At 35.0% G+C, this 11,779-nt stretch carries 12 protein-coding genes; 2 read left to right on the top strand and 10 right to left on the bottom strand.

Going from position 1 to position 11,779, the window contains the following annotated elements:
* Nucleotides 1–41 precede the first annotated feature (41 nt).
* Both ACR1PN_RS11480 and ACR1PN_RS11475 read right to left on the bottom strand, forming a co-directional pair.
* Nucleotides 42–890 carry a GLPGLI family protein gene (locus tag ACR1PN_RS11480; protein WP_433980146.1) on the bottom strand — a complete coding sequence of 283 codons (849 nt, stop codon included), beginning with the start codon at nt 888–890 and terminating at the stop codon, nt 42–44.
* Nucleotides 891–983: 93 nt separating this feature from the next.
* The gene (locus ACR1PN_RS11475) at nt 984–1,892 is read right to left on the bottom strand and encodes an NAD(P)/FAD-dependent oxidoreductase (protein WP_433980145.1); all 909 of its coding nucleotides are present in this window, start codon (nt 1,890–1,892) and stop codon (nt 984–986) included.
* 97 nt (nt 1,893–1,989) lie between these two features.
* Here ACR1PN_RS11475 and ACR1PN_RS11470 point away from each other — a divergent pair, with 97 nt between their 5' ends.
* Entirely contained in the window at nt 1,990–2,364 is a 375-nt protein-coding gene (locus ACR1PN_RS11470) for a Fur family transcriptional regulator (RefSeq protein WP_433980144.1), read from the top strand.
* 44 nt (nt 2,365–2,408) lie between these two features.
* On the opposite strand, the gene ACR1PN_RS11465 is transcribed toward ACR1PN_RS11470, so the two are convergent.
* From ACR1PN_RS11465 to ACR1PN_RS11430, 8 genes are all read right to left on the bottom strand, one after another.
* A complete protein-coding gene (locus tag ACR1PN_RS11465; protein WP_433980143.1) occupies nt 2,409–3,122 on the bottom strand; it encodes a hypothetical protein in 714 nt (237 codons plus the stop codon).
* Nucleotides 3,123–3,220: 98 nt separating this feature from the next.
* Nucleotides 3,221–4,021 carry a helix-turn-helix domain-containing protein gene (locus tag ACR1PN_RS11460; RefSeq protein ID WP_433980142.1) on the bottom strand — a complete coding sequence of 267 codons (801 nt, stop codon included), beginning with the start codon at nt 4,019–4,021 and terminating at the stop codon, nt 3,221–3,223.
* 131 nt (nt 4,022–4,152) lie between these two features.
* A complete protein-coding gene (locus ACR1PN_RS11455; RefSeq protein WP_433980141.1) occupies nt 4,153–5,130 on the bottom strand; it encodes an SDR family oxidoreductase in 978 nt (325 codons plus the stop codon).
* 237 nt (nt 5,131–5,367) lie between these two features.
* Nucleotides 5,368–6,105 carry an SDR family oxidoreductase gene (locus ACR1PN_RS11450; protein ID WP_433980140.1) on the bottom strand — a complete coding sequence of 246 codons (738 nt, stop codon included), beginning with the start codon at nt 6,103–6,105 and terminating at the stop codon, nt 5,368–5,370.
* A 152-nt stretch (nt 6,106–6,257) separates the two neighbouring features.
* On the bottom strand, nt 6,258–6,842 hold the full coding sequence (locus ACR1PN_RS11445) for a TetR/AcrR family transcriptional regulator (RefSeq protein ID WP_378180121.1): 585 nt from the start codon (nt 6,840–6,842) through the stop codon (nt 6,258–6,260).
* A 141-nt stretch (nt 6,843–6,983) separates the two neighbouring features.
* Entirely contained in the window at nt 6,984–8,603 is a 1,620-nt protein-coding gene (locus ACR1PN_RS11440; protein ID WP_433980139.1) for a S41 family peptidase, read from the bottom strand.
* A gap of 209 nt (nt 8,604–8,812) precedes the next feature.
* On the bottom strand, nt 8,813–9,358 hold the full coding sequence (locus tag ACR1PN_RS11435; protein WP_433980138.1) for a GNAT family N-acetyltransferase: 546 nt from the start codon (nt 9,356–9,358) through the stop codon (nt 8,813–8,815).
* A gap of 119 nt (nt 9,359–9,477) precedes the next feature.
* Nucleotides 9,478–9,678, bottom strand: coding sequence for a hypothetical protein (locus ACR1PN_RS11430; protein WP_433980137.1), 201 nt, complete (start codon nt 9,676–9,678; stop codon nt 9,478–9,480).
* A 348-nt stretch (nt 9,679–10,026) separates the two neighbouring features.
* On the opposite strand from ACR1PN_RS11430, the gene pafA reads away from it, so the two are divergent.
* Entirely contained in the window at nt 10,027–11,673 is a 1,647-nt protein-coding gene (gene pafA, locus ACR1PN_RS11425) for an alkaline phosphatase PafA (protein WP_378180135.1), read from the top strand.
* Nucleotides 11,674–11,779 lie beyond the last annotated feature (106 nt).

Here is an 11,779-nt window from a genome sequence, read left to right as displayed (position 1 = left end):
TGAACTTAAAGATAAGTAATTTTGGCTTTGAAAATCTGATTTTATTGGTATAGACTTAAATCTAAAAAATTATTGTTTTTTTCCACTTTTCGCTTTGTTGCTTCCCGTTCACTTTTTCTGTACTCATTTAAATCTAATTCTTTTCCTGTTTTATCAAGTATTTTAAAATCACTCGCTTGCGGGGTTATACGTGCAAACTGCTCATTCATTCCAATCGGATTTTTTCTAAATTCATTCCATTTTTTGTTAAATTGTTTTCGCGTAACTTCATAGGTTTTCATGAGCTTGTTGTTCTTTTCAATTTTAGGATCATCTGAAGTTTTATAGTTTGCAATAAGCCGGAAAGAATGGTGTTTTTTAGAATCTTCAATCACTACAATCATACCTGGAAGCTTTCTGAATAAATGTGGACCATCCTGAAACGGTAATTCAGTAGTAAACCAAGCCGTCCATTCCCGATTACCAAATTGTAATACTGCTTTCTGACAATGATAATTTTGGATTTTCTGAGTTTCATTAATTAATTGCCAGTTTAAGCTATTTTCATCTAAGACTTTATATGATTCTATGCCGATGAATTCTGTCGAGAAATTCCTTAAGCCATCTCTATTTTTCCAAACCATAGACCGTAGATTTCCAGGTAATAGATCTGTTCCAATGTGTCCATTAACTTTTTGTGAGGATTTTAAAATAGCAGAATCTCTTCTCGCTTTCATTTCACTCAAAAACTCAGAATGATCTTTAAAAATAGTAAGACGCATATTTTCAGTTAGAGTACTGTCAACTTTTGTCGAATCAGGAACGTAGTTATATTCGTAAATAAATCTATGATTTTGTGCATTCACAAATAAGCTTAAGACTAAAAAGAGAATCTGATGAAATTTATTCATTTTTGATTGATATAATTTAATCAAATCTACAAAAACTGAATTTTAGTTCAATAAAATCTTTCTTAATTCTCTTTTTAATAGTTAATCTTCGGTTTAAATAAAACAATCCGTCACCAATTCCATATTCACCATCGCTCCGGCTACATTTCCGGTCATTACCGCATTAGAAACCGAACGCATCATCGAAGAGTTGTCACCGCAAACAAAAACTCCCGGAATAGTCGTTTTCTGCATGAAATCTGCCTTAATGTGTCCCATTTCGGTAAACTCGCAACCCAGCTGTTTGGGAATTTCAGAATGCTGATGAAAGGGAAATGCTCCGTAAACGGCTTCAAACCCAATCTCTTTTCCATCAGACAATAAGATGCTTTCGACCATTCCGTTTTGATGCTTTAATTCTGTAATTTCACTTTCAATAATCTGAATATGATTTCTTTCAAGTTTTTCTTTCTGTTCATCAGAAAAATTGGCTGTTCCCCTCGTGATTAGGGTTACGTCTTCGGTAAGGTTTTTAACTAAAGAAGCTATGTGAACCGCCTTATCTCCATTGGCAATAATGCCTGTTTTTTTTCCCTTGTATTCGTAACCGTGACAATAAGGACAATGAATCAAAGATATTCCCCATGATTCTTTAAAACCTTTGATATCTGGAATTTCATCGGTAATTCCTGTGGCTATAATTAATTTTTTTGAATGAAATTTTTCTCCTTTTTCGGTAGTAATCGTAAAACCATTTGTATTTTTTTCAGCATTAATAGCTTTTCCCTGATGAAATTCTACAGTTTCATATTCTAAAACCTGTTTTCTAGATAATTCGGAGATCTCTTTAGGTGTTTTTCCATCCTGTGTCAGAAAATTATGAGAATGGGGAGTTTGCTCGTTGCACGGTTTCCCGCTGTCTATAATTAAAGTTTTTCTTATGGATCTTCCCAATGCCATGGCTGCAGATAATCCTGAATAACTTCCGCCGATGATGATAACTTCGTATTGTGCTTCGTTCATAATTTCAGATTTTAAGTTTTGGTAAATATTCTTCCTTGAAAAGTTTGTCAAAGTTAGAATAATTTTTTATTATTGCAACATAATCGCATTAATAAAAATGATCAGGAGAAGTACCCCAACGAAAGAAGCCGTTCTCAATGTCTTAACAGAATCAAAAAAAGCAATGAGCCAGGAAACGATATTGAAAAAGGTTGATATCAATATCGACAGAGCGACTGTTTATCGTGTTTTAAACAGATTTTGTGAAGACGGCATCCTTCATAGAATCGTTGCTGAAGATGGTAGACAATATTTCGCAGTCTGCATCAAATGTGAAGAAAAAAAAATGGCAGACCATCATTTTCATTTCAGATGTACAAAATGTGAAACAATAGAATGCTTGCCCGTTGCTGTTCAGTTTTCTTTAGAAAAAGGCTATTCCGTGGAAAGGGTAAACTGTATTTTGACTGGGGTTTGTAAAGATTGTGCTTGAAAAACCTTTGCAAAATTTTACAAAGGTTAGAAATGTTTTCGAATTTATTTTTTCTTGGTTTTCATAGAATCCATATCCGGTTTTTCATCTACAACCGACATTTTGTTCTCGAAAGGTTTCGCTTCCAATACCGTAATGCTTGTTTGATCTTTACCTAAATTGTATTGTACAAATACTACTTTTTCTGTACTTCTTATGATGTAGGTGTTTACATTTTTCCAGTTGTTGCAGGAGTGCATGTATCCAAGATTATAAGCATCAGGATCCTGCTTCTTCAATCGTTCTTCTTCATCTTCCCTCAATGGTTGGCCCATATTAATTTTTATGCCGCCAAGATTTTTGATCAGTTCATCAAAACTTTTCTGAATTTCAAGGGGGGAAAATTTTTTATCTTTAAAATCATCTGAAATACGGATTTCTGCTTTGTACGTTTTGCCTTCCATAGAAGTGTAAGAGCCATGATCGTAAAAATATTCTTTATCAAAATCTTTTATCTGCCCGTTTCCATGATAGGAATTAGGATCGGTGAAAGTATACCCCTCCGGAAGCTTGAAATAAGGAAAAGTTCCATGAAATTTATCTGTTACAGGAATTTTGCTGATGTTATAGCCGGTCTCTGAAATCACTTCAGAAGAATCATCTGCATCAGATTTAGATTTACTATTCTCAGTCTGAGATACAGTTTGTGGGTCATCTTTCTTATTGCACGACCAAAAAAGGAATGCCACCAAAGCTCCTGTTAAAACGATTTTCTTCATATTTCATAGATTTGAGAAACATCATTTGTGCTTCTGGTTCAGCAAAATTGGTGCTAAAAGCAGTTGTAAAAGTTTAAAATTATGTTAAATTACAGCCTTTACTGTTCAACATGTTGCTTCTGCAAAGCTGAAGGTGGAAATCCGAACTCTTTTTTAAAAACAAAAGAAAAGTGGGAGAGGTCTTCAAAACCAAGATCAATGTAAATATCACTTGGTTTTTTGTGCTCTTTATTCAACAAAAAATAGGCTTCTTCCAGGCGCTTTTTCATCAGCCATTTTCCTGGTGTTGTGTTGAAAATTGTTTTGAATTCTCTTTTAAAAGTTGATAAGCTTCGTCCCGTAAGAAAAGCAAAACGCTCCAAACTGATGTTGAATTTATAATTGTGATTCATAAATAATTCCAGATCAATTTTATGTGGAACATTGAAATTGAAGAAAATATTTTTAAGATCAGGATTGTTTTTCATTAAAATCATCAACAATTCTTCACGCTTGATATCCACAAAAGTATCATCCAATTGTTCAGATCCGTTGTAATAAGGTTCTAGAGATTGAATGAAATTATGAATCAACTTATCTTCTTGAATGAATAGAAAAGAATCGTCATTATCGGTCGGTTCAATTTGGTAAGGATGGCGTTCCAAAAATCTCTTCAGAAAGGCTTCATCAAAAGCAATAATCACCTTTTCAAAACCTCCATCTTCTTTATATTTTGTGTATCGAACCAAATGATTTTTCCGTGCAATACAATAATCGCCGGGTTTCATCGAATAATGTTTGTAACCGTCATAAGAAACCATCGACCCTTTAAGCAAAAACAAAAAGAAATGCTCCGGAATAAATTGTTCCGGAGAAATTTCTGGTCCTAAATGACAGGATTGTATATTGTTGAATTTCATCTGATATTTTTTGTTAGGGCAGCTTACCCGCCTTCCACTCCCGCTTTTTTGTTCCGCTTTGCTACACAAAAAGAGCTCCGTTCAAGTCGGGCTGCGTAGATTCAGTGTGTGAACAGTTTACTTAAACAAATTTAAGAGTTTCCCATCAAACTATCCACACTTGCCAACAATGCTTCTTCACGGCTTCTCGGATTCCAGTCAAGGATTGTTTTTGCTTTTTCGTTAGACATTTCTTTGTAGAGTTCTTCACCAATCGGTTCTAATTTCTGAATATTTTCCGCGTATTGAGGTCTTTCTTTTTTGAATAATTCGGCAACGTCATAAAAGCTCATCACGCTGTCTGAAGTTGCAATAAAACGTTCTCCGGCAGCTTTCGGACTCAACATTGTTTTGATATGAATATCCACAACGTCTCTCACATCGACAACGCCCATCGTAAAAGTAGGTGTGTAATTTAAAGTTCCGTCTAAAATTCCTGAAACTGCAATGTCTAATGAAGCAGAAGTAATTCCTCCAACGGCAGGGCCGAAAATTCCGACAGGATTGATGACCGACAATTCCAAACCGTTGCCTTCTTTTTCGATGAATTCCCAAGCCGATTTTTCAGCAACCGTTTTTGATTTGATATACGCTGGAAGTTCTGCATTCACATCCGTCCAGTCTTCTTCCGTAAAAATGTGGTCTTTAATATTCTTGCTGTAACCGACTGCCGCAAAGGAAGAGGTTAAAACCACTCTTTTTACGCCCGCATCACGTGACGCTTTCAACACCCGCAAAGCACCGTCTCTCGCAGGAATAATGAGTTCGTTTTCATCCTTCGGATCTTGCGCAGGGAAAGGCGATGCAACGTGAAGAACATAGTCGCAATCTTTCACGGCTTCGTCCCAATTGTTGTCGTTTGTAAGATCTGCTTCAATAAATGAAAGGTGCGAGAAATCTGTAATTCCGCCTTCTTCCAATGCTTTGATGATGGTGTCTTTTTTCGACAATGAACGAAGTGTTGTTTTCACCTCATATCCTTGTTGTAATAATTGCAGAACGGTATGAACTCCCAAAAATCCTGTTCCTCCCGTTACCAAAACTGTTTTCTTTGTCTGTACGTTTTCCATTTTCATTTAAATTTTACAAGACAAAGTTGGGGATTATTTGGGGTGGGGATTTTGTTGTGGGGTTCAAGTTTTGTTTGTTGTGGAGGTCAGGGATTTTAAAAATATTTTTTGATTTGTCCAATGTTGAACTTTATGGAAATAAATTAGCGGAAAATTTTATTATTAAAAAATCCCCCACGAAAAACCGTGAGAGATAAAATATATGGAATCAACTCCTAATCAGGAATGATGAAATTTTTAGTTGTTGAAAGTAGCAAAAGCGCCTTCTGTAGCGGCAAAGAAATTATCGTAAATTAAACCTGTGTTTCCTACACGAATTTCGTAGATGTTTTCCTGCAAAGCTTTTACGAGATCATTGGCAACATCGGAAGCCGGAATTCCATTTTCCAAACCACCAATTTCTGCAGAGAAATCTGTGGCAACCAAAGGTGGCATCAATTCAAAAACTTTGATGTTGGTTTCTTTTGCCAGTTCGTATCTCAATAATCTTGTGTGAGAATGGAGCGCTGCTTTAGAATCCGAGTACGTCGGAAGATGCGAACCCGGAACGAATCCTACAATGGAAGAAACATTCACGATGGCTGCTTCGTTTTGTTCTTTTAATAAAGGCAAAAATTTGTCTGTCAATCGAAGAGGAGCGAAATAATTTGTTGTAAATTCTGCTACTGCTTTGCTGTAAATATCACCGTCTGTCGCAAGATTGTAAACGTAAGCATTTCCTGCATTGTTGATCAAAATATTGATCCCACCGAAACTAGTTTTTACTTCTTCATACAATTTGTTGACATCACTTTCATTCGTAATATCCGCCTGAATAGTGAAAACGTTTTCTAAATCTTTCGCCGCAGCATCCAATTTTTCTTTGTTTCTGCCAACAATGATGATTTTGTTCGCAGGGCTTAATACTTTTGCAATTTCTAATCCGATACCTGAACCTCCGCCAGTAATTAAAATTGTGTTGTTTGTAATGTTCATAATAACTTGTTCTGTTTAATTTATATTCAAATCTAAATATTGTACTATTTGGTACAAAATATGATAAAAAAATTTTACGTTTTGCTGGAAGCTTATAAATCGCAAAATCAACAGTACTAAATAAAACCTCCATCATCCACCTTCCCGCTTCATCATTCCAATAATCTCAAATTCATTTCAATCATTGATCTGAGGATTTTTGGAGAGCTTTCCATACGTCTCGTGACATGAATTCCGTTCCATAAATTGGTTAAATGCCAAGCCAGAATTTCTGGATTTTCTTTGGTTTTTAATTGTTTATTTTCCTGAGCTTTTTTGATCGATTTAGCAAAAATTTTTTGTAAACCTTTCAACAATTCGGCTGTGATTTTTTTAATATCTTCATCTTTTTCAGATAACTGAACCAATGCATTACCAAGATAACAACCTTTTTCGATATCACAATCCGGGGCATCTGCAAGTGCCAGAAAAAACTGTCTGATCAATTCAATTTGGTTGTCCGTTTTTTCAATCGCCTGCCCGATTTTTTGATTAAAACCTTCCGCAAACTGTTTGATAGACCGAACGTACAATTCCTGTTTTCCTCCTTTGAAAGCCAGATAAAAACTTCCTTTTCCGATTCCCATGGCATCGAGTAATTCATCTGCAGAAGCCGTATTGTAGCCTTTATTTCTAAAGACTTCGGTCGCTTTTTGAATCGCTTCCTGCTCGTCGAATATTTTGGGTCTTCCTGCCATTTCTTAATTTGATGAGACAAAGGTATATGATTGTACTGATTAGTACAAAATTAAATTGTAATATGTTTTATTGATTTTGTCGATAAAGTTTTTGATTGGTTTACAGGGGATTATTAGTTTTCGCAAAGGCGCAAAAGTTTATTAAAAAATAATGCTGTTTCTAAGGCGCAAGAATTTTATCGAAGATAAAATTGAAGAATTCAAAACCAGTTCAAATTCAAGATCATGATTATCAAGAATATCTTGATCTTTATATTTGATCACTTCATTGATCCGGATTCCTGTTTGCTGAGTTTGTGATTGATCAGGATAAAAAATTCCGTTTCCTGTAAATTGCAAAATGTAATCTCCCGGAAGGTTTACTTTGACAAGATCTCCATCTGCACCGGAAGTTTGTTGGCCAATCGTTAAAGAATGTGGGAAAATTTTCTGCAAGCTCATCGAATACCATTCGCTAGCGCTTCGTGTTTCAGGATTTACAAGGATAAAGACTTTTCCATGATAAGTGCTTACCGTTTTATTTTCAATAATAGGAAAATAATCGTAATCTTTATAAACAAATGTGCCGATATTTTTCAAATCAGGTTGGTAATATTTTGCGAAATAATTTTCTTTTGGTGAAAAATATTTATAAATGTAGTGATATACGAAACCGCCCCAATCGGGATAACCTCTCATATCAAAAACAATGGCTTTTTTCTGTGAGGCATCCTTTAAAATACTGTCCATTTTAGCATCTATTTTATCATCATCAACATTATTGATAAAATCCAGAGTTTTATCTATTCTGAAGTAAGCAATATCTTTATGAATCAAGCTGTGGTCTTGTTTTTTCCTGTTTTTATTGTTGATGTAATTGGAAAGAACGGTAACCTGCGCTTTGTCTTTTGCATTGATTAATGGTAGTTCTGTAGAGAATTTCTTAGAACCGGATTGTACTTTTAAGGTTTTCTGCGAAAGTTTATCTGGCCAGATTAAATTGTATTCATACGTAGAAAGTACGAATATCAATTTTTGATAATTCGAAACCGAAAGTAATTTACTTTTTTCATTTATAATTTGTTTGATGCTTTTGCCGTTAATTTCAGTGATTATATCGCCGACTCTGATCTGAGCTGTATTACAAATTTCGGGAAAAATAAGTTTGGTCACCAGCAAATGATCGTCTGCAATCTGAAAGTCAAACGGTGGATAATAGGAAGAGGAAAACAAAATTTCATCTCTGAAATTCAATTGACGATAAAACTCAAAAGCATGACTGTCCTGAAAATAGGAAACCGTTTTAGCAAGAACAGTTTCAAAATCCTTTCTGGAAAGAGCTTGTACGGCTTCATTCAACAAATCATTAAAATAAGAATCAAAATGTTTATCCATCAGATATTTGTGTGGAAAAAGATAATCAACGATACCCTGAATTTTTGCCATCGCTAATAATCGATATTTCAATGGAAGATTTTCCTCTTTCGTAAATGGGTATTTTTTCTCGTCATTTACAAGCTTTCCTTCTTTTAGAAGCTCGTAATTGAAACGGTTTTTATAAATAGCATTCAGTAAATTCTTATTTTCTGCACTGATTTTTTTGTTTTTTTGAAACCAATCGAAATTTTGATTGACAGTGAGTATGTCTTTTTGAGTATCAAATATGGGTGCTGCAGAGAACTCAGGGTTCAGGTTCTGTGATAATTGTTTAATGATATGATTAAAACTCTGTTTTGCATCCACTTTTTCAATGTTGTTTAAAAACAGACTATCTGCATCCATTTTTCTGCCGGCGAGATCGGGATGGTAATTTTAATAAAATTCCAGGTTTTAATGAAATCGAAATATTGATTTTTTTGTGCAAAAATAAACTGCTGAAATAGTAAAAATAATATGAGAAGTATGGTTTTTTTCATGTTAATAAGTAATTTTTAAAGATAATATTTCTTTATCAATGAAAAATATTTATTATAACAAATGAAAAGGTTAATTTATAATATCATATCGAAACTCATATATAAAGCTGTTTCTGTAGAATCTTTATATAATTTTGTGTTGATTCCTGTAATGGTAAATCCGGCATTGTGATAAAATTTTATTGCCGGATAATTGGTGTTCTGGGTTTCAAGTTCGACGAGTCTGCATTGAAGTTCTCGGGCTTTTCTGCTAATATTTTTTATAAATAGCTTACCGATATTTTTCCTGCGAAATTTTTCACTGACCAAAATATTTTCGATGAAAAGGCTGTTATTCCATTGCCGGTAATCGCAGATTGCCCAACCAATCAGTTCATCATTTTCAAAAGCTCCGAGGGAATTTCCTTGTTCAATGATTTCATTTAAATCTTCAATATCTGAATCATTTATTTCCCAAATTTTTTTGTATTGTTGATTTTTTTCTCTTAGATTAAATTCAAAACAGTTCCCGGTTTCGATGGTGGAAATTGCAAAGATCTTATCAGTTTCGTAGCCATTAAGACCCCAATAGTGAGTTGGGTTCGAATGTAGTTTTTCAAGTTTTCGGATGTCAATTTTCATTATATTATGATTTTATAGCTGAAACTCTCTTTGTTGCATAAAGTACAATTTGGATGATGATGAAAGCTGAAATTACTTTGGTCCAGATTTTTACATTTTTCTGAAAAACGATGATTTTATTACTTCAATATAATTAATTTTTTCGATGGAAGATTCTTTAAGCCTGCTGATTTCTGTGAAGCTGTTTGCTTCTCTACCTGCGAATTGATTTCCAACTCGTTCAATGATGCCGTAACTTTAGTCCGGTTAATGTTGCTCATCAAAAGCCAGATAAACAAAATAAGTGAAATAAATAAGAGACAAGGTATGAAAAACTTCATTACACAACTGGTTTTATGTGAAATAGAATGGTCTCAAATTTAAAGAAATCAGTTTTAAGTATGAAATAATCTTTTAAAATAATCTTATTAAACATATCTCCAATCATATTTATAGCGAAGCTTTATCTGTGTCGATACAATACGGATATGTTGTGCGGTACAATACGCTCATATTGGTATGCCCAATTCGGTCATATTGTACTGTCCATGATATCCGATCCTAATGCTCCGTTTCGTCCGTAAGATTTTACTATGGACTTGAATATCACTTTTATTACAAATAATTAATCAAAATTTGACACATCAGAACTGTCAAACCTGTAAATTTGTGCACTAAAAAGTTATACAATGCTTAGGAAAATTTCAATTGCGGCAGCAACCTTTATGTCTGTAATTACAATCAATGCTCAGAAAAATAAGAATTCACAGGTCGAAAGACCAAAACTTGTTGTAGGTTTGGTCATTGATCAGATGAGGTGGGATTATTTGTACCGTTACTACAGCAAATACGGGAACGATGGATTCAAAAGACTTTTAAATAAAGGGTATTCATTAAATAATGTGCATATTCCGTATGTTCCCACAGTTACCGCTTTAGGTCATACTTCAATTTATACGGGTTCGGTTCCCGCGATTCACGGAATTGCAGGAAACGACTGGACGGATAAGGAAACAGGCAAAAATGTATATTGTACAACAGACGAGAGTGTGCAACCGGTTGGAACAACCAATATAAAAGCAGGAAGCCATTCTCCGAAAAATCTTTGGTCTACAACTGTTACGGACGAACTGAGATTAGCCACCAATTTTCAGGGAAAAGTAGTGGGGGTTTCTTTAAAAGACCGAGCTTCAATACTTCCCGCAGGTCATACACCAAACGGAGCGTATTGGTTTGACGATTCTACAGGAGACTTCATTACAAGCACTTGGTACATGAATGATTTACCGCAATGGCTGAAAAACTTTAATTCACAGAATCTGCCGGATCAATTGGTTGCAAACGGCTGGAATACTTTATTGCCAATAGATCAATATACAGAAAGTACACCCGACAATTCACCTTGGGAAGGTCTTTTGGGAAGTTCAAAAACTCCTACATTCCCATATTCTAATCTTGCTGAAGATTATAAATTAAAGAAAGATAATATCCGTTATACACCATTTGGAAATACTTTAACGCTGAAATTAGCCGAAGCTTCTGTAGAGGGCGAGAATTTGGGAGGAGACAACATTACCGATATCTTGGCAATCAATTTAGCATCAACAGATTATGCGGGACATAAATTCGGCCCAAACTCAATCGAAGTGGAGGATGTTTATATCAGACTTGATCAGGATTTGGCAAAATTCTTTAAATATCTTGATGCTAAAGTAGGAAAAAATCAATATACTGTTTTTGTATCGGCAGATCATGGCGGTGCTCATTCTGTCGGATTTTTACAGTCACACAAAATCAACACAGGATTTTTTGGTGAGGGCATGGAAAAGAGTCTTAACGAAAAGCTCAAAACTAAATTTGGAGTGGATAAGCTGATCAACGGCGTGGATAATTATCAGATTTATTTCGATAGAAAATTAATTGCCGATAATAACCTGGATTTGGAACTGATCAAGAAATTTGCCGTTCAGGAATTAGAAAATGATCCTTCAGATTTGTATGCGGTTTCTACAACTGCTGTTCAGGAGGCAAGTATTCCGGAACCGATTAAACAGAGAATTATCAACGGGATCAACAGACAGAGAAGCGGTGATATTCAGCTGATTTCACACGATTCAATGCTTCCTCCCTATTCGAAAACCGGAACCACGCACAGTGTCTGGAATTCTTATGATGCCCATATCCCTTTAATTTTTATGGGGTGGGGTATCAAGCACGGTGAAAGCAATAAGCCTTATTTTATGACCGATATTGCACCAACTGTTTCTGCTTTGCTGAAAATTCAGTTTCCAAGTGGCAACGTAGGTAATCCGATTACGGAGGTTATTGGAAGATAGAATCTTTAATGTATTGGAACCACCTCGGGCGCAGTAAAGCTGCGCCCGAGGTGGTTTATAAAGTTTCGGGGGGGGGGGGGGGGGGAGAAAAAAAAAAGTTTCTTCC

Origin of the sequence: Chryseobacterium sp. RLHN22 (genome assembly GCF_051011795.1) — a bacterium.
GTDB lineage: Bacteria > Bacteroidota > Bacteroidia > Flavobacteriales > Weeksellaceae > Chryseobacterium > Chryseobacterium zhengzhouense.
Note: the sequence above shows the minus strand (reverse complement) of the source record. Positions and strands in the feature narration are given on the sequence as shown.